The following is an 18,475-nucleotide window of genomic DNA, read 5'->3' as shown; positions in this document are numbered from 1 at the left end:
GAAGGATCCGGCCATGCGCCTCAACGTCTCCGCCTGGGCGATCCGCAAACCCCTGCCCTCGGTGGTCCTGTTCCTGGTCCTGATGATCCTCGGGCTGGTGAGCTTCCGCTCGCTGCCGATCACCCGGTTCCCCAACATCGACATCCCGATCGTGTCGGTGACGATCACCCAGTCGGGTGCCGCGCCCGCGGAGCTTCAGACCCAGGTCACCAAGTGGGTCGAGGACTCGGTCGCCGGCGTGAAGGGCGTCAAGCACATCCTCTCGACGATCACGGAGGGCATCTCCACCACCACGATCGAGTTCCGCCTGGAGGTGAACCAGGATCGGGCGACCAACGACGTCAAGGACGCCATCGCCAAGATCCGGCAGAACCTGCCGCGGACGATCGACGAGCCGATCGTCTCGCGCGTGGAGATTGCCGGCCTGCCCATCATGGTCTACGGCGCCTCCGCGCCCGCCATGACGCCCGAGGACCTGTCGTGGTTCGTGGACGACGTCGTCGCCCGCGGCCTGCAGAGCGTGAAGGGCGTCGGCGGCGTCGAGCGGCTCGGCGGCGTCGCCCGCGAGATCCGCGTCACCTTGAAGCCCGACCGCCTGCTCGCGCTCGGCATCACCGCCGCTGACGTGAACCGGCAGCTGCGCCTGACCTCGGCCGACATGGCGGGCGGCCGCGCCGAGGTCGGCGGCCAGGAGCAGTCGATCCGGGCGCTCGCCGCCTCGGCGAGCCTCGAGACACTGGCCAAGACTTCCATCGTGGTGCCGGGCAACCGCAAGGTCCGCCTCGACGAGCTCGCGACCCTGTCGGACACCGCCGAGGAGCCCCGCACCTTCGCGCGCTTCAACGGCGAGCCGGTGGTCGCCTTCGCGATCTCCCGCGCCAACGGCGCCAGCGACGCGGACGTGTCGGTGGGCGTCGCCAAGAAGATCGCGGCGCTCCACGCGGCCAACCCCAACGTGCGGTTCGACCTGATCGACACCAGCGTCGACAACACGATCGGCAACTACCACTCCGCCATGATGGGCCTGATCGAGGGCGCCATCCTCGCCGTCGTGGTGGTGCTGCTGTTCCTGCGGGACTGGCGCGCGACCCTGATCGCCGCGGTGGCGCTGCCCCTCTCGGTGCTGCCGACCTTCTGGGTGATGAGCGCGCTGGGCTTCTCGCTCAACGCCGTCAGCCTCCTGGCGATCACGCTGGTCACCGGCATCCTGGTGGACGACGCGATCGTCGAGATCGAGAACATCGTCCGGCACATGCGGATGGGGAAATCGCCCTACCGCGCCGCCCTGGAGGCCGCGGACGAGATCGGCCTCGCGGTCATCGCCATCACGGCGACGATCATCGCGATCTTCTCGCCGGTGTCGTTCATGGGCGGCATCGCCGGCCAGTACTTCAAGCAGTTCGGCCTGACGATCGCGGCGGCGGTGTTCATGTCGCTGCTCGTGGCGCGCCTGATCACGCCGCTGCTCGCGGCCTACTTCCTGCGCGATCACGGGCCGGACCACGAACGGGACGGCCTCGTGATGCGCGGCTACACCCGCCTGGTGGCGTGGTCGGTCCGGCACAAGTTCATCACGCTGGTGCTCGGCATCGCGTGCTTCGCCGCCTCGATCGCCTCCACGGGCCTGCTGCCCGCGGGCTTCCTGCCGGCGGAGGACCAGGCCCGCACCCTGTTCGTGGTCGAGCTGCCGCCGGGAGCCCGCCTCGCCGACACGGTCCGGGTCACGGACCGCATCGAGGAGAAGATCCGCGCGCTGCCCGAGGTGAAGAGCGTGTTCGTGGACGGCGGCCGCCAGCTTCCGGCGAAGAAGGAGGTGCGGCTCGCGAGCCTCACCATCAACCTCGTCCCGAAGAACACCCGCCACAGGACCCAGAAGCAGCTCGACGCCGAGGTCGCGGCGATCCTGCGGGAGGAGCCGGACCTGCGCTTCTGGGCGCTGCGCGAGGGCGGCCAGCGCGACCTCGCGCTGATCATCGCCGGTCCCGACAAGGCGGTGGTGGCCGAGGTCGCCGCAAAGCTCCAGCGCGAGGCCCAGCAGGTCCCGCACCTCGTCAACGTCATGTCGACGGCGCCCCTCGACCGGACCGAGGTCCGGATCCGGCCGAAGCCCGCCGTGGCGGCCGATCTCGGCGTCAGCACCGACACCATCGCCGAGACCGTGCGGGTCGGGACGATCGGCGACATCGGCATGAACCTCGCCAAGTTCAACGCCACCGACCGGCAGATCCCGATCCGCGTGCAGCTCCCCGAGAGCGTGCGCGGGCGGCTCTCCGACCTCGCGACTCTGAAGGTGCCGGTGAAGGGCGGGACGGCCGTGCCGCTCGCGACGGTGGCCGACATCAGTCTGGGCCAGGGCCCGACCGGCATCGACCGCTACGACCGCGCCGTGCGCGTCGCCCTGGAGGGCGACATGCAGGGCAGCGACGCGCTGGCCGAGCTGATCGCCCAGGTGATGAACCTGCCGACCGCCAAGAACCTGCCGCCCGGGGTCACGATCAGCCAGACCGGCGACGCCGAGGTGATGGGCGAGGTCTTCGAGGGCTTCGCGCTGGCCATGGGCGCCGGCCTGATGATGGTGTTCGGCGTGCTGATCCTGCTGTTCGGCAACTTCCTGCAGCCGCTGACCATCCTGTTCTCGCTGCCGCTCTCCATCGGCGGCGCGATCCTGGCACTGCTGATCTGCCACATGCCGATCTCGATGCCGGTGGTGATCGGCATCCTGATGCTGATGGGCGTCGTGACCAAGAACGCCATCATGCTGGTGGATTTCGCCGTCGAGCAGATCCGGGCCGGCGTCGACCGGAACGTCGCGATCGTCGATGCCGGCCGCAAGCGCGCCCGGCCGATCGTCATGACCACGATCGCCATGGCGGCCGGCATGGTCCCGTCCGCGATGGCCTACGGGATCGGCGGCGAGTTCCGCGCGCCCATGGCGGTGGCGGTGATCGGCGGGCTGATCGTCTCGACGGTGCTGTCGCTCGTCTTTGTGCCGGCGATCTTCGTGCTGATGGACGACCTGTCCCGCCTGCTGACGCGGCTGTTCGGCCGCTTCGTGGGCGAGCGCGACGATCCGGAGGATGCCCCCGTCTACGATCCGGCCCATCCGGCCAACGACGGGCACCCGCCGCCACGGATCGCCGCGGAGTAGAGCGGTTCAGCGCGGGACGCGCACGCTGTCCCGGAGGAGCGCCGCGCGGGAACCCGGATCCGGGCCCCTGTCGACCGGCGGCGCATTGCGTCGCGCGCCGCGATGGGCTGTGACTCGGCCCCGCCGAATCAACGGAGACGAGCGAGACGATGTCGGGTGGTCACGGGGCGATCGAGGGGTCGAACAAGCGCGTGGCGCTGCTGATCTCGGTGCTGGCGCTGTTCCTCGCGTTCAGCGAGACGCTGGGCAAGGCGTCCCAGACGGATTCGATCGGCGCCAACGTCGAGGCCGCGAACCAGTGGGCCTATTTCCAGGCCCGCACGATCCGCGCGACGGTGCTCAAGACCGCCGACGAGGCCCTGGCGCTGGTGCCCCCGGGGCCGAACCAGGACGCGATCGCCGCCAAGCGCGCCGAGTGGTCCAAGACCCTGGCGCGCTGGGATTCCGAGCCGTCGACCGGCGAGGGCCGCAAGGAACTGTCCGAGAAGGCCCGCGCGTCTGAGGGCCGGCGCGACCTCGCGCTGCTGCGCTACCACCATTACGAATTGGCTTCGGCGGCCTTCCAGATCGGCATCGTGCTGGCGTCGGCCGAGGTGATCACCGGGATCAGCCTGCTGGTCTTCGCCGGCGGATTCCTGGGCCTCGCCGGGGCGGCGCTGCTCGGCTTCGGCTACCTCGCGCCGCACGCCCTGCCGTTCTTCCACTGATCGGCGTCGGCCACCGGCAGCGACGTAACGCCACTCCCGTTCCCGATCGATTGAACCCGCGCGCCGCCGGGCTGGACGCGCGGTTCGGAAGCTGATCGTCTCGGCGCATTCCAGGGGGGAATGATGTCCGAACACTCAGAAGATCAGGGCCGCCTGACGAAGATCGCCAGCGCGATCTTCCTGCACACCGAGCACGCCATCTACGCGGCGCTCGGCATCCTGTTGGCGCTCACCGCCCTCGTGGCGCTGATCGAGGCCGCCGGCATGACTTGGGAGGCGATGCGGGCGCTCGGCGGCGCGCAGCAGATCCTGGAGGTGATCGACCGGCTCCTCTTCCTGCTGATGCTGATCGAGATCCTGCACACGGTGCGGGTCTCGATGCGGTCGGGGACGCTGACCTGCGAGCCGTTCCTGATCGTCGGGCTGATCGCCTCGATCCGGCGGGTGCTGGTCATCACCCTGCAATCGTCGGAGATCATGCACGCCAAGGACTGGTCGCCGGAGAAGCAGGCGCTGTTCCAGGCCTCGATGATCGAGCTCGGCGTGCTGGCGGGCCTGATCCTCACGATGGTGTTCGCGATCTTCCTGCTGCACCGCGCCCGCGACGACGGCAGGCCCGCGGGCGAGGAGAAGCCCGAACACGTGTCCTGACAGCCGCGCCGGCGCGCGGTCGGGCGCCGGCGGGATGGGCGGTCAGTTCATCCGCAGGATCGCGGCGTTGAGGAGCGTCGCGAACGCGACCCAGGCCGCGTAGGGGACGAGGAGCCAGGCCGCGAGCCGGTCGAAGCGCCAGGTCAGCCGGATCGTCCAGAGCACCATCACCAGCAGCATCGCGACGACGATTAGCCCGGCGCCGATCGCGTGCGCGGTGAAGAAGACCGGGGTCCAGGCGGCGTTGAGGGCGATCTGCACCAGGAACGCCGCGAGGGCGAGCCACCAGCCCTCGCGGCTCGGCCCGGTGCGCGGCATGGCGCCGAGCAGCCGCCAGAGGGAGACCGCGATCATCGTGTAGAGGATCGTCCAGGCGACCGGGAACACCCAGTTCGGCGGGTTGAAGGCCGGCTTGTTCAGGCTCGCGTACCAGCCCGGGATCTCGGCCTGGGTCGCCATCGAGCCGACGGCCGCGGTGGCCGCCACCGGCAGGATCGCGGCGGCGAGGCGCAGCCAGCGCGGCAGTGGCGATCCTCCGGGGACGTGTGTGGCGGCGGTCATGATCGTCGGTCTCCACCGGGCGCGGCGTGTGGCGCGGCTTGCCGGGGGCCACGCGCCGTGGCACGCGCCCGTCTCCATCCGCCGAGAATCGCCAGATGTCACAGCCTTACGCGCCGCAGGGTCGGTCGGATACCCGGAGCGACGCCGAGCCGGACTTCACGCGCCGGAGCCTCGCGGCCCAGGCCATGGGCCGGATCGAGCCTGAGACGCGGGCGGTGGTCATGCCGCTCCACGTCGCCACCACCTTCATCCGCGATCCCGACAATGGCTACAGCTCCGGCTACAGCTACGCGCGGCCCGACAACGCCACGGTGCGTGAGGCGGAGTCGGTCCTGGCGATGCTGGAGGGCGCCGGCGCCGGCGCGCTGCTGTTCGGCTCCGGGATGGCGGCGGCGACCGCGGTGTTCGGCGCGCTGGAGCCCGGCGACCACGTGGTCGCCGGCACGGTCATGTACTGGGCGCTGAAGCGCTGGCTGCGCGAGGAGGCGCCCCGGCGCGGCCTCACACTGACCTTCGCGGACACGGACGATCCGGACGCCCTGCGCGCCGCGATCGAGCCCGGCCGGACCAAGCTCGTCTGGATCGAGACACCCGGCAACCCGCTCTGGACGGTCACCGACATCGCCGCTGCGGCCGAGATCGCCCACGCGGCGGGGGCGCGGCTCGCCGTGGATTCCACGGCCGCCTCGCCGGTCCACACCCGGCCCCTGGAACTCGGCGCCGACATCGTGATGCACTCGGCCACCAAGATCCTCAACGGCCATTCCGACGTGGTGGCGGGCGTGCTGGCGGGCGCGCGGGCCGACGCGTTCTGGGAGCGGATCCGGGGGATCCGCGCCGGCAGCGGCGGCATCCTCGGGCCCTTCGAGGCCTACCTGCTGATGCGCTCGCTCCGGACCCTGCATCTCCGGGCAGCCGCGCAGGCGGCGGGCGCCCTGCGCCTCGCCGGGCGCCTGAGCGGACACCCCCACGTGACCCGCGTCCTCTACCCGGGTCTCCCGGACGATCCCGGCCACGCGGTCGCCTGCCGGCAGATGCGGGACGGGTTCGGCTTCATGCTGTCGATCCGGGTGGCCGGCGGCGAGGCCGGCGCCATCGCCACGGCGGCGCGGGTGCGGCTCTGGAAGCGGGCGACCTCGCTCGGCGGCGTCGAGAGCCTCATCGAGCACCGCGCCTCGGTGGAAGGCCCGGGCAGTCCCTGCCCGCCGGACCTGCTGCGCCTGTCCACCGGCATCGAGGACACGGACGACCTGTACGGCGATCTCGATCAGGCCCTGCGCGGCGCCCACGCGGGGTGATCGTCGCGGGCGCTTGGTGCCGAACGGGTTCCTGGCGCGTTGTGCCGGCAGTTCCGGCGGCGCGAACCGCCACAGATCGCGAGTCTGACGACATGACGACCCGTTTCCGCACGATGGTCCCAGGCACCTTCGCGCTGCTCACCCTGGCGCTCGCGTCGGCCCCCGCCCGGGCCGACGCGGTGCCCGATCTCGACGTCGAGCGCACCTGCCAGTCGGCCCAGGTCACGAACACGACCATCAGCGACAAGGCGAATTACGACGGCTGCATCCGCTCCGAGCGCGACGCCAAGAAGGAGGCCGAGCGGCACTGGAGCAGCTACACGCCCGCCGCCAAGCGCCAGTGCCAGAACCAGTTCAAGGCGGGCGGCTTCCCATCCTACGTCGAGATGGTGACCTGTCTGGAACTCGCCTCCGGCACCGTGCCGACGCAGAGCACCGAGGGCGGCCGCGCCGTCGGCGGGCCGGGCGCGCCGCAGGACGTCAAGGTGCAGCGGGAGGGCGGCGCCAATCTGACCAAGGAGCCGCCCGCGAGTCAGCGCACGGATCCGATCAAGGTGCTGGAGAACAAGTAGGCCGACCTCGACGCCGTCAGGCGCGCACGCTGCTGTAGGCCGTCGTCACGTAGGGGAAGTCGAGCGTCGCTCGGCCGGCGAGTTCGGGCGTGTCGGCGATGAGGGCCCGCACCGCCGCGGCGACGCGGGCGCGCTCGGCGCTGGGAAGCGCCGCGATGAAGCTGACCGAGAGCGTGCGGTCGAGGATCACGGCCTCGGGCGTGCCGCTGTGCGCGTGCCGCCAGCGCCGCTCGCGCAGCGGCCCGAAATCCGGCGCGGGAAACGGGGCCCGCCACGCGCCGGTGCGGTAGCGCGGCGCGCCGCCCTCGTGCGGATCGGTGATCCGCGACAGGGCGGCGACCCAGGGCACAGTCTCGTCGCGCACGTTCCAGATCAGCCCGAGCCGGCCGCCGGGACGCAGCACCCGGGCGATCTCGGTGAGCGCGGCGGCCGTGCCGAACCAGTGGAAGGACTGGGCGCAGACCACCGCGTCGAGGCTCGCCGCGTCCAGCGGGATCGCCTCCGCGGTCCCGGCGAGGGCCTCGACCTCCGGATGCGCGCCCGCGATCCGCGCGCGCATGGCGTCGACGGGCTCCACCGCGACGACGGAGGCTCCGGTCGCGCGCAGGGTGGGCAGGAACTTGCCGGTGCCCGAGCCCAGGTCGAGCACCCGCCGCCCCGGCCCGAGACCGAGATCCGCCGCGAGCCAGCCGGTCACGGCCGCCGGATAATCGGGGCGGCCCGTCACGTAGGTGTCCGCCTCGGCACCGTAGCCCTGCGCGGCGGCGCGGTGAATCGCCGATCCCCTCTCGTCCGACATGCCAGCACAGCTCCCGACGGTGCGCGACGCGGCGCGACGGCGTGCTATGGGCCGAGTCGCCCCCCGCGCACCAGACCCTTCTCCCGCCGGCCCCGTGAACGCCCTCGCCATCATCGCCCCGATCTTCGGGATCGTCCTGATCGGCTGGGCTGCCGCCCTCGCGGGGCTCCTCTCCGACAAGGTCAGCGACGGGCTGTCGGAATACGTCTTCGCCGTCGCGGTCCCGGCGCTGATCATCGCCACGCTGACCAAGCCCGGGATGAGCGGGACCGTCGCGTGGTCCTACTGGGTCGCGTATTTCGGCGGCGCGGCGATCTCGTGGTTCGTCGGCACGCTGATTGCCCGGCGGCGCGCCGGGATCGAGCGGCGCGGCGCGATCCTCCACGGCTTCGCGGCGAGCCAGTCGAACACGGTGTTCGTGGGCGTCCCGATGATCCTCCAGGCCTACGGCGAGGAGGGTGCTTTCCCGCTGTTCATGCTGCTCGCCGTCCACCTGCCGCTCATGATGGGCAGCGCCACCTTCCTGATCGAGTCCGATTCCGGCCTGCCGGTCCTGGCGCGGATCCGCGGTCTCGCCCTGGTGCTCCTGCGCAACCCGATCTTCGTGGCGCTGCTGATCGGCATGGCCATGAAGGCCCTCGGCCTCGCGCCGGCCGGCATCGCCCGGTCGCTGATCGACGCCTTCGCGGGCACCGCCTCCACCTGCGCGCTGGTGGCGCTCGGCGCCGGCCTGAAGCGCTACCGGGTGCTGTTCGACCTCAAGGGTGCCCTGGTGATCGCGCTCCTGAAGAATCTCCTCCACCCGCTCGCGGTCTGGATCCTGGCCTTCCACGTCTTCGCCATGCCGGCCGCCTACGCGGGCGTCGCCACCCTGTTCGCCGCCATGCCGGTGGGGATCAACGCCTACCTGCTGGCGGCGCGCTACCGGACCGAGACCGGCATGGTCGCGGCCTCGGTCCTGGTCTCGACCCTCCTGGCGCCGCTCACCACGCTGGCCTGGCTCACGCTCCTCGGCCGGGCGTGACGGCAACGCCCCGGCGTCACCGCGCGCGTTGGACCGGGCGCCGCGCGGGTCTAGGGTAGGCCCAAGCGCGCGGGCCGCGAGGACCCGCGCTTCCCTGCAGGCGAGGAATTTCGATGAACGCTCCGATGCGCCCTCCGGGCAGCGCCTCACCGTCGGCCCCGGCCTCGGCCCGCTTCGTCTGGGACGATCCCTTCCTGCTGGAGGATCAGCTCACCGAGGACGAGCGGGCGATCCGCGACGTCGCCCAGAGCTTCGCGCAGGAGCAGCTTCTCCCGGGGATCGTCGAGGCCTACGCCACCGAGAAGACCGATCCCGGCCTGTTCCGGAAGATGGGCGAACTCGGTCTCCTCGGCGTGACCCTCCCCGAGGAGTACGGCTGCGCGGGCGCCTCCTACGTGGCCTACGGGCTGGTGGCGCGGGCGGTCGAGGCGGTGGATTCCGGCTACCGCTCGATGATGAGCGTGCAGTCCTCCCTCGTCATGTACCCGATCCACGCCTACGGCTCGGAGGAGCAGCGGCAGAAGTTCCTGCCGAAGCTCGCCTCGGGCGAGTGGATCGGCTGCTTCGGCCTGACCGAGCCCGATGCCGGCTCGGACCCGGCCGGGATGAAGACCAAGGCCGAGAAGATCGACGGCGGCTACCGGATCTCCGGCGCCAAGATGTGGATCTCGAACGCGCCCTTCGCGGACGTGTTCGTGGTCTGGGCGAAGTCCGACGCGCACGAGGGCGCGATCCGCGGCTTCGTCCTCGAGAAGGGCATGAAGGGCCTGTCCGCACCGACGCTCAAGGGCAAGCTGTCCCTGCGCGCCTCGACCACCGGCGAGATCGTCATGGAGGGCGTCGAGGTCGGCGAGGACGCGCTCTTGCCGAACGTCTCGGGGCTCAAGGGGCCGTTCGGCTGCCTCAACCGGGCGCGCTACGGCATCTCGTGGGGCGCGATGGGCGCCGCCGAGGATTGCTGGTACCGCGCCCGCAGCTACACCCTGGAGCGCAAGCAGTTCGGCCGGCCCCTGGCGCAGACGCAGCTCGTCCAGAAGAAGCTCGCCGACATGCAGACCGAGATCGCGCTGGGCCTCCAGGCCTCGCTCCGGGTCGGGCGGCTGATGGACGAGGGCCGGATGGCCCCGGAGATGATCTCGCTGGTCAAGCGCAACAATTGCGGCAAGGCGCTGGACATCGCCCGCACCGCCCGGGACATGCACGGCGGCAACGGCATCATGGGCGAGTACCACGTGATGCGCCACGCCCAGAACCTCGAGACGGTGAACACCTACGAGGGCACCCACGACGTCCACGCCCTGATCCTGGGCCGGGCGCAGACGGGGCTGCAGGCGTTCTTCTGAGATCCAGGAACGCGCCTCCCACCCGCACCCACATCCTGAGGTGCGGGCGGGATATCACCGCAGCGCTGGGGTGGGCTTACTCCCCGCCCTCGTCGCCGGCGAGCGACCATTCGAGCACCCGGGCCAGGTGATCGTAGGCGCCGTACTTGCTGGCATATTGCGGGTAGGGCCGCGCCGTGTAGGCCGCCTCGCCGGTCATGAACCGGGCCACCAGCCCCTTGAGCCGCGCGGCGTGCTCGGCCACGATCGCCTCCACGCCGCGCTCCTCGCCCCGGGGCGGCTTCACCGGGATCGGGACGAAGGGCTTCCGCCCGCCCGAGGCGTGGACGTAGAGCAGGTCCGGCGTCGTCTTCGCGGCCGGGAGGTCCGCGAAGGCGCCGTGCATCAGCATCGCCGCCTCCAGGGTGAGCTGCGGCGAGAACCCGGTGAAGATCATCTTCGCCGAGGGCGGCGTCCCGGTCTTGTAGTCGACGATGCAGGCGGTGCCGTCCGGCCGCAGCTCGATCCGGTCGGCCCGGGCGCGCAGCGTGAAGGTCTCGCGCCCCATCGGGATCACCCAGCGCCCGGAGACCTCCGGGTAGACCCGGGTCAGGCCGGGCCGGCGCTGCGCCTCCCAATCGAGATAGGCCGAGGCCATGCGCTCGTAGCGCGGCCACCACTCGGCGTAGAGGTTCGGGTACTCCGCCTCGATCTCGCCGAAGGCGTTCACCGCGAGGTTCAGCAGACGCTCCGCCGCGTCCGGCGGCAGGTCCGCCGGGTGGCGTGCGGCGAACTCCGCGAAGACGTCGTGCACCAGGGAGCCGCGGGTGGCGACGCCCGGCGCCGCCGCCAGGGGATCGAGGGGATCGAGCCCGAGAACGTGGCGGGCGAAGATGCTGTAGGGATCGCGCACCAGCGTCTCGATCTCGGTGACGCTGAGCGAGCGCGGGAACAGGGCCGGGTCCGGCTTCGGCGCGGGGCGCTTCAGCCGCGGCTCCGGCGGCGCCGCGTCGAGCCGCGCGGCGAGGCCCGTGAGCCGGCGCCCCGCGCGCAGGACGGCGTCCCAGCGGGCATCGCCCGAGAGGGCGCGCAGGCGCTGGATCAGGCGCGACGGCACGGTCGGCGCGCCCTCGCGCTTCAGCGCCCGGGTGATCACCGCGTCGCGGCAGCCGAGCGCCTGCACGAAGTCGTGGGCCATCTGACCGATCCGCCGCTCGGGCGGGTTGAGGCCGACCCGCTCGCGCATCGGCCGGTTGAGGAACGAGTCGGTCAGCGTGCGCACCGGCCAGACGCCCTCGTCCAGCCCGCCGAGCACCACGCGGTCCACCGAGAGCAGGCGCGCCTCCAGCAGCCCGAGGATGCGCAGGCGCGGATGCGGCGCCTCGCCCGAGCAAGCGACCTTGCGCTCCCGGGCCAGCGACGTGAAGAAGGTGGCGTAATCGTCGAACCGCCCCGGCATCAGGCCGGGTTCGGCCATCTCCAGGTCGTCGAACAGCGCGTCGAGGCAGGACAGAGATCCGTCCGTCTCCGCCGGGGAAGCGTCCTCCGGTCCGGCGATCAGGCGGTCGCACGCCTCCCGGTGCCCCGTGGCGGTGGTGACGAGGTCGCAATCCCCGGCCCCGTCCGGGCCCGGGAAATCCCGGAACACCAGATCCAGCCGGTCCAGCAGGTCCGCCGCCAGCTCCCAGTCGACGTCCTTCAGGCGGCGCTTGGCCCGGGGCCGGTGCTCGGGCGGTCCGGCGCGCTCGGCGGCGAGGGCCTTGCGCAGGCCGTCGAAGCCCGGGGCCGGGACCGGGCCGCGCAGCAACCCGATCTCCAGGGCCGCGGCGCCCCGGACCACGTCGGGGCGCGGCAGCCCGAGATGGACCATCGGATGGGAGAGCAGTGCGATCAGCCGGGCGGGGATCGCGTCGGCCTGATCGCGCGCGAGGTCGGCGGCGAGTTCCGCCGCGAGCCGGGCGAGCCGCCCGGCGGCGCTTCCGGCGAGGGACAATCCGGCGGAATCCTCCGCCACGATGCCCCAGCGCAGCAGTTCGACGGCGACCCGGCCGGCGAGCCCGCGGTCGGGCGTGATGAGGGCCGCGGTGGCGCCGGGGGTCTGGAGGGTCTCGCGCAGCGCCAGCGCCGCGACCAGCGCCTCCTCGCGCTCGTCGGCCGCCTCAGCGAGCGCGAGCCCGTCGAGGCCCAGGCGGGCGACGGTGTCGCGCTCGGCCGGGTCGAGGGCGGCCCACGCATCGGTGGTGTCGGCCGGACGGAGAGCCTGCGACAGGAGCGCGGCCCGCGCCGCCTGGCCGGCATCGGGCTCGCCGAGGGCGACGACCTCCGCGCGGCCGATGTTGAGGTTCTCCGGCCCGAGCAGCCGGTGCAGCACCGCCTGCGGGTGGCCGTGCGCGATCACGCGGGAGAAGCCCTCGCCGGTGTCGATGCCGTCCCATCCGGCCGCGTCGAGGTCGAGATCGAGCCCGGGCAGGACCACGGCGCCGTGGGGCAGCTTGGCCACGGCGGCGATGAGCCGGGCCGTGGCCGGCACGGAGCCCAGCGACCCGGCGACGATCACCGGGTCCTGGGTCGCGCTGCGCGACAGGCGCCGCTCCTCAGCGAGGACGAGCCCGCGGGCGCGGGCGACCGGATCGGCGAGTCCCCGCTCGGCCAGGAGCTTCGGCCAGTTCTCGGCGGCGATCTTCACGAAGTCGAGGGTCAGGCCGAAATAGCGGGAATACTCGGCCTCGACGGCCGCGCCGATCTCCGACCAGGGCAGGCCCTCGACGGTGAGCGCGTCCATCAGGCGCTCGAGATCGCCGGCGAGCCCGACGGCGTCGGCGGGGGAGGACGGCACGAGGAACGGCACCTCGGCATCCAGCGGCAGCAGCGTCCGGTCGACGGTCTTGGCCCAGGCCTGGACGAGGCGGGCCAGGATCAGACGACGCTCCAGCGGCGGCATCGGGATGCTCAGGGGGTCGGCGTTCTCCTCCAGCAGCGGCTCGGCGGCGAGGTCGAGCTCGGCCTCGTCGGCCTCGCCGAGGGGTATCATCCGCGGGAGCAGCGTCGCCCGGCCTGGCGCGTCCCGGCCGACCCTCTCGGCCAGGATCGCGCCGAGGGCCCGGGCCGCGCGGCGGGTCGGCAGGTAGATCGTGACCGCGGCGAGGGCCAGCGGATCGCCCGCCACCGGACCGACGAGGCGGCCGGAGAGCAGCGCCTCGGCGAGCGTCGGCAGGAACGGAACGCCGCGGGAGATGGTGAAGACGGCCTGTCGGGCGGGCATGGGGGCTTCTACGCCCCCGCCGGGCCCGCGGACAGGGGGCGATGGGCCGCTGGGGAAACGATCGCGCGGCTCCCCCCACCCCCGCGAAGGTCAGGGATCCGGGCGCGTTCCGCCGCGGACCTCAGCCCTTCGCCCTCGCGGCGGCGCCGTAGCCGGCGCGGCGGCCGAACACGACGCCGGAGGTCAGCCCCGAACCGCCGGGATAGCCGTTGAAGAAGACGCCGCCGACCATCTCGCCGCAGGCGTAGAGGCCGGGAATCGCGCCGCCGTCCGCGCGCTCCACGCCGCCGTCGTCGCCGACCTCGACGCCGCCGTAGGTGAAGGTGATGCCGCCCGTGACCGGGTAGGCCTTGAACGGCCCGGTCTCGATCTTCTGCGCCCAGTTCGACTTCGGCAGGGCGAGCCCCCGTGTGCCGCGCCCGTCCTTCACGGTCGGATCGAACGGCACGCTCTCGTCCACGGCGGCGTTGAACGCCGCGATGGTCCGCCGCGCCGCCGCCCGGTCGATGCCCTCGAGCCGCTCGAGGAGCCCGTCCAGCGTGTCGGCCTCGACGTAGTGCGCGTCGTGGAACCGGTACTCGCTGTAGAGCAGGTGATCGACCTTGGCGTCGAAGATCTGCCACGCCACGTGCCCGGGCTGCTCCATGATCGAGCGGCCGAACTGGGCGTAGGTGTAGTTGCGGAAATTCTTGCCCTCGTCGACGAAGCGCTCGCCGTTCGCGTTCAGCATCAGACCCAGGAAGTAGCAGATCTTCCGGTAGTGCTTGCGCTCGCCGTGCGGCAGGTCGAGGTTGCCGTAATCGGGGGTGTGCAGGTCCATCGGCGTGGCGTGGCAGCCGCCGTAGAAGCCGTGGGCCTTCGCGCCGAGGTCCAGGGCCATCTGGAGCCCGTCGCCCTGGTTGTGGGGCGTGCCGCGCACCCGCGCCCTGTCCCAGCCCGCGCCGATGAAGCGCGTGCGGAGGGCGGCGTTCGACTCGAAGCCGCCGCAGGCCAGCACCACGGACGCCGCCCGGACCGGCCCCTGCGGCGTCTCCACGCCGACGACGCGCCCGTCCTCCACGATCAGACCCCGGGCCGGGCAGCCGTAGCGGATCTCGCCGCCGGCCCTCGTGAAGGCCTCCAGCTCGGCCCGTGCGAGCCCGAAGCCCTCGTCGTGCGTGGCGAGCGTCAGGCCGCCCCAGAACACGAAGCGCCCGTCCTTCTCGAAGGATTGGCGGGAATAGATCGGCTCGAACTTCACCCCCTGCGTGGCGAGCCAGCGCAGAGCCGCGCCGCTCTCGTCGATCAGGATGCGCTGCTCGCGCGAGAGCGGCCGCCCGTCGTTGAAGCCGAGCAGGTCCTCCTCGAACTTCTGCGCCGTGTAGGCGCCGAAATCGGTCCGCGGCAGGCGCGGATCCTCGGGATCGACCAGCAGCGGAATCAGGTCGTCGTTGCCCGCGTAGACGAAGCGCATGGCGCCGGCCGTGTAGGCGGTGTTGCCGCCGGCGAGGTCCCGCTCGGCCTTCTCGATCATCAGCACCGAGGCGCCGCGCTCCAGAGCGGCGAGACCGGCGCTCATGGCGGCGTTGCCCGACCCGACCACGACCACATCCCACCGCGCATCGTCCGGACGCTGCATCCCTGCCTCCTCTCACCGGCCTCTCTAGCCTCATTGTATACGACTGCATGCAATTGGCGGCAAGCGTTTCGGCCCCCTCGGTTTCGCGCTATGGCCGAGCGAGGAGAGCCGGACATGAAGGCCAGCGAAGCGGAGCGCTCCAGCGGCGCCGGCGCCTATGAGCGGCTGCTGCGGGCGATCGAGGAGGGCGAACTCGCGCCCGGCAGCCGCCTGCGCGAGGCCGAACTCGCCGAGCGGTTCCAGATCAGCCGCACGCCGGTGCGGGAAGCCCTCGGCCGGCTGGAGGCGCAGGGACTCGTCGCCCACGAGCCGCATCGCGGCGCCAGCGTGGCGCAGCTCGACTACGGCCAGGTGAGCGAGCTCTACGACCTGCGCGAGGTGCTGGAGGGGACGGCCGCGCGCCTCGCGGCGATCCACGCCAGCGCGGTCGAGACCGAGATCCTGGAGGAGATGGTCGCCCGGGACCGGACGCTGCTCGGGGACGCGCCCGCGCTGGCCCGGACCAACCGGCTGTTCCACCGGCAGATCCACGGGGCGGCGCGCAACCGCTTCCTGCAGAGCACGCTGGAGACGATGCGGCTGTCGCTGGTGCTGCTGCCGGGCGCCACAACCCTGGCGGCCCCGGATCGCGCCGCGGAGTCGCTCGCCGAGCACGCCGCCATCGTGGCGGCGATCCGGGTCCACGACGGGGATGCCGCCGAGGCCGCCGCCCGGGCCCATATCCGCGCCGCCTTCAAGGCGCGGATCCGGATCTGGCAGGAGAGCTGAGCGGCCCCGGCCCTCAGGCGTGGGCGGGCACGCGCTCCAGTCCCGCCCGGCCCCGGAACAGGGCGAGCGTCGCGACGATGCCGCAGGCGGCCGCCGCCATCAGCCAGTAGCTCGGCGCCGCCCGGTCGCCGGTCTTCTCGATCAGGAAGGTCGAGACCATCGGCGTGGCCGTGCCGAACAGCGCGGTGGCGAGGCTGTAGGCCAGCGAGAAGCCGCTCGCGCGGACGTGCGGCGGCACCACCTCGGAGAGCGAGACCACCATCGCGCCGTTGTAGACGCCGAAGAAGAACGAGAACCACAGCTCGACGGCGAGCATCTTGCCGAAGGTCGGGTCGGCCACGAGCCAGTGCAGGGCCGGGTAGGTCGTCAGCAGCGACAGGGTCGAGATCGTCAGCAGCACCGGCTTCCGGCCGACGGCGTCCGACAGGGCCCCGCCCACGGGCAGCCAGATGAAGTTCGTGATCGCCACGAACAGCGTGACGATCAGGCTGTCGGTCTCGGTGAGCTTGAGGACGTTCCTGCCGAAGGTCGGGGTGTAGACGGTGATCATGTAGAAGGTCACCGTCGTCATCGTGGTCAGCATCATGCCGAGCAGGACGATCCGCCAGTTGGCCGCCACCGTGGTCAGGATCTCGCGGGTGCTCGGATGGTGGGTCCGCTTGGCGAAGTCCTGCGTCTCCTGGAGCGAGCGCCGGATGAAGAAGATGAACGGCACGATCAGGCAGCCGATCAGGAACGGGATGCGCCAGCCGAAATCGCCGATCTGCTGCTTGGTCAGGAAGGCGTTCAGCCCGTAGCCGATCAGGGCGGCGAACATGATCGCCACCTGCTGGCTCGCCGACTGGAACGACGTGTAGAAGCCGCGCCGACCGGGCGTGGCGATCTCGAACAGGTAGATCGAGACGCCGCCGATCTCGACGCCCGCCGAGAAGCCCTGCAGCAGGCGCCCGGCGAGGACGATCAGCGGGGCCGCGACGCCGATCGTGTCGTAGCTCGGGCAGAAGGCGATGAGCACCGTGCCGCTCGCCATGATGGCGAGCGTGATGATCAGGCCCTTCCGGCGACCGATCCGGTCGATATAGGCGCCCAGCACGATCGCCCCGAGCGGCCGCATCAGCGCCCCGAGCCAGAACGTGCCGAAGGTCAGGAGCAGCTCGGTGGTCTCGTTGCCCGAGGGGAAGAACGCCCGCGCGATGTAGGTGGCGTAGAACCCGAACAGAAAGAAGTCGAACATCTCCAGGAAGTTGCCGCTCGTCGAGCGGAGGATCGCGCCGATCCTCGACTGGAGCGTGGCCCCGACGGCCCCGGGATCACCGGCCATGACGACGTCCTTTCCGGGTGCCCATCAGGCACCGATCCACTTCATGGCGACGATCGTGCCGGTCACGGTCAGCGCGCCGCCGATGCGGGTGGCGATCTGCGCGAAGGGCATCAGCGCCATGCGGTTCGCCGCCGTGAGGATCGCCACGTCGCCGGTGCCGCCCTGGCCGCTGTGGCAGGCGTTCACGATGGCGGTCTCGATCGGGTACATCCCGAGCCAGCGGCCGACGAAGAAGCCGACGGCCATCAGCGTCACGACGGTCGACACGATCGTGATCAGATTGACCAGGGTGAAGGCGGCCATCAGCTCGTGCCAGGGGGTGAGCGCCACGCCGATGGCGAAGAGCAGCGGGTAGGTCATCGAGACCTGCACGAACTTGTAGACGACGAAGCCGCCGGCCTGGAGGTGGGGCGACACCGCGCTGGCGAGCTTCGCCAGGACGGCGAGGAACAGCATCGCCACCGGCGCCGGCAGGCCGACGAGGTGATGGGCCATGACACCGAGCAGGTAGAGGGTGATCGCCGTGAGCCCGGCCGCGCCGATCGTCGCGGGGTCGATCTGGCCCTTGGCGGCCTCGGCCCTGGCCTGGGCGTCGCTCGACTTGATGCCGTCGGAATCGGGCTGGAGACGGCCCTCGCCGGTGAGGTGCGGGTAGCGCTTGCCGACGGAGTTCAGGGCTCCCGACAGGATGATCGCGGTCAGGGAGCCCAGCATCACCGGCGGCAGCACCTGGGCGAAGACCACGCCCTGCTGCAGGCCGAGGATCGCCGCGTAGCCGATGGAGAGCGGAATCGCTCCCTCCCCGACGCCGCCGGCCATGATCGGCACGACGATGAAGAAGAACGTCTTGTAGGGGCCGAGGCCGAGCAGTGTGCCGACCAGCGTGCCGACCAGGGCCGCCGCCACCGAGCCGAGGGCGAGCGGCGCGAAGATCTTGAGGAAGCCCTTGATCAGGACCTCGCGGTCCATGCCGAGGATCGAGCCGACGATGATCGTGGCGATGTAGATGTAGAGGAAGTTGGTGAACTTGGTGAAATCGGTGATCGCCTTCACCATCTGCGGCGGCACCAGCGCGTAGTAGACCAGCGCCGACGGGATGAAGGTCGCGAAGATCGCGCCGGCACCGATGTTCTTCAGGATGGGGATCCGCTTGCCGATCTCCGCGCAGGTGAAGCCGCCCATCACCAGCACGGCGATCATGGTCGGCCCGTCGGGCTTGATCTCGCCCTCCTGAACCAGGACGGTGAGGAGGATCGCCAGAATGACGAAGATCGGGAGCGGTATGATGCCGATCTTAAAGTCGATCAGGCGCCACCAAACGTCCGGCCAGAACCGGGCCGCGCGCCCGTTCTCCACCCGCCCCTCTGCCGGCGAGGGGATCGGGCTCGGTGATGCGGTGCTGGTCATGGCGTCCCCCCGGATCT

General features: G+C 71.5%; 14 protein-coding genes. 8 read left to right on the top strand and 6 right to left on the bottom strand.

Features of this window, described 5'->3' with window-relative positions; genetic code table 11:
• Positions 1-13: 13 nt before the first annotated feature.
• From ACTJK8_RS05830 to ACTJK8_RS05820, 3 genes are all read left to right on the top strand, one after another.
• Positions 14-3,148 carry an efflux RND transporter permease subunit gene (locus ACTJK8_RS05830; protein WP_440761640.1) on the top strand — a complete coding sequence of 1,045 codons (3,135 nt, stop codon included), beginning with the start codon at positions 14-16 and terminating at the stop codon, positions 3,146-3,148.
• 149 nt (positions 3,149-3,297) lie between these two features.
• Positions 3,298-3,855 (top strand): DUF4337 domain-containing protein, encoded by a 558-nt coding sequence (locus ACTJK8_RS05825; RefSeq protein ID WP_012322006.1) that lies wholly within the window; start codon positions 3,298-3,300, stop codon positions 3,853-3,855.
• A gap of 123 nt (positions 3,856-3,978) precedes the next feature.
• Positions 3,979-4,506 (top strand): phosphate-starvation-inducible PsiE family protein, encoded by a 528-nt coding sequence (locus ACTJK8_RS05820; protein WP_012322005.1) that lies wholly within the window; start codon positions 3,979-3,981, stop codon positions 4,504-4,506.
• 42 nt (positions 4,507-4,548) lie between these two features.
• Here ACTJK8_RS05820 and ACTJK8_RS05815 read toward each other — a convergent pair whose 3' ends face one another.
• On the bottom strand, positions 4,549-5,067 hold the full coding sequence (locus ACTJK8_RS05815; RefSeq protein WP_012322004.1) for a TspO/MBR family protein: 519 nt from the start codon (positions 5,065-5,067) through the stop codon (positions 4,549-4,551).
• Between the two features lie 95 nt (positions 5,068-5,162).
• Between ACTJK8_RS05815 and ACTJK8_RS05810 the strand changes: the two genes are divergently transcribed.
• Together ACTJK8_RS05810 and ACTJK8_RS05805 are read left to right on the top strand one after the other, a co-directional pair.
• Entirely contained in the window at positions 5,163-6,365 is a 1,203-nt protein-coding gene (locus ACTJK8_RS05810; protein WP_012322003.1) for a trans-sulfuration enzyme family protein, read from the top strand.
• A gap of 92 nt (positions 6,366-6,457) precedes the next feature.
• Entirely contained in the window at positions 6,458-6,937 is a 480-nt protein-coding gene (locus ACTJK8_RS05805; protein ID WP_053622321.1) for a hypothetical protein, read from the top strand.
• Between the two features lie 16 nt (positions 6,938-6,953).
• Here ACTJK8_RS05805 and ACTJK8_RS05800 read toward each other — a convergent pair whose 3' ends face one another.
• A complete protein-coding gene (locus tag ACTJK8_RS05800; protein WP_053622322.1) occupies positions 6,954-7,736 on the bottom strand; it encodes a class I SAM-dependent methyltransferase in 783 nt (260 codons plus the stop codon).
• Between the two features lie 94 nt (positions 7,737-7,830).
• Between ACTJK8_RS05800 and ACTJK8_RS05795 the strand changes: the two genes are divergently transcribed.
• Together ACTJK8_RS05795 and ACTJK8_RS05790 are read left to right on the top strand one after the other, a co-directional pair.
• Positions 7,831-8,760 (top strand): AEC family transporter, encoded by a 930-nt coding sequence (locus tag ACTJK8_RS05795; protein ID WP_053622323.1) that lies wholly within the window; start codon positions 7,831-7,833, stop codon positions 8,758-8,760.
• 113 nt (positions 8,761-8,873) lie between these two features.
• Positions 8,874-10,103, top strand: a complete 1,230-nt coding sequence (locus ACTJK8_RS05790) for an acyl-CoA dehydrogenase (RefSeq protein ID WP_024828295.1) — start codon at positions 8,874-8,876, stop codon at positions 10,101-10,103.
• Between the two features lie 76 nt (positions 10,104-10,179).
• Here ACTJK8_RS05790 and addB read toward each other — a convergent pair whose 3' ends face one another.
• Positions 10,180-13,344 carry a double-strand break repair protein AddB gene (gene addB, locus ACTJK8_RS05785; protein ID WP_059408847.1) on the bottom strand — a complete coding sequence of 1,055 codons (3,165 nt, stop codon included), beginning with the start codon at positions 13,342-13,344 and terminating at the stop codon, positions 10,180-10,182.
• Positions 13,345-13,465: 121 nt separating this feature from the next.
• A complete protein-coding gene (tcuA, locus tag ACTJK8_RS05780; protein WP_043074920.1) occupies positions 13,466-14,962 on the bottom strand; it encodes an FAD-dependent tricarballylate dehydrogenase TcuA in 1,497 nt (498 codons plus the stop codon).
• A gap of 114 nt (positions 14,963-15,076) precedes the next feature.
• Between tcuA and ACTJK8_RS05775 the strand changes: the two genes are divergently transcribed.
• Complete coding sequence (locus ACTJK8_RS05775; protein WP_012321996.1) at positions 15,077-15,730, top strand: GntR family transcriptional regulator; 654 nt, start codon at positions 15,077-15,079, stop codon at positions 15,728-15,730.
• A 13-nt stretch (positions 15,731-15,743) separates the two neighbouring features.
• On the opposite strand, the gene ACTJK8_RS05770 is transcribed toward ACTJK8_RS05775, so the two are convergent.
• Entirely contained in the window at positions 15,744-17,051 is a 1,308-nt protein-coding gene (locus ACTJK8_RS05770; RefSeq protein ID WP_024828298.1) for an MFS transporter, read from the bottom strand.
• A 24-nt stretch (positions 17,052-17,075) separates the two neighbouring features.
• The gene (locus ACTJK8_RS05765) at positions 17,076-18,458 is read right to left on the bottom strand and encodes a 2-hydroxycarboxylate transporter family protein (RefSeq protein WP_024828299.1); all 1,383 of its coding nucleotides are present in this window, start codon (positions 18,456-18,458) and stop codon (positions 17,076-17,078) included.
• Positions 18,459-18,475 lie beyond the last annotated feature (17 nt).

The organism is Methylobacterium sp. 22177 (genome assembly GCF_052045615.1).
GTDB lineage: Bacteria > Pseudomonadota > Alphaproteobacteria > Rhizobiales > Beijerinckiaceae > Methylobacterium > Methylobacterium radiotolerans.
This window is presented reverse-complemented; position numbering and strand designations above follow the sequence as displayed.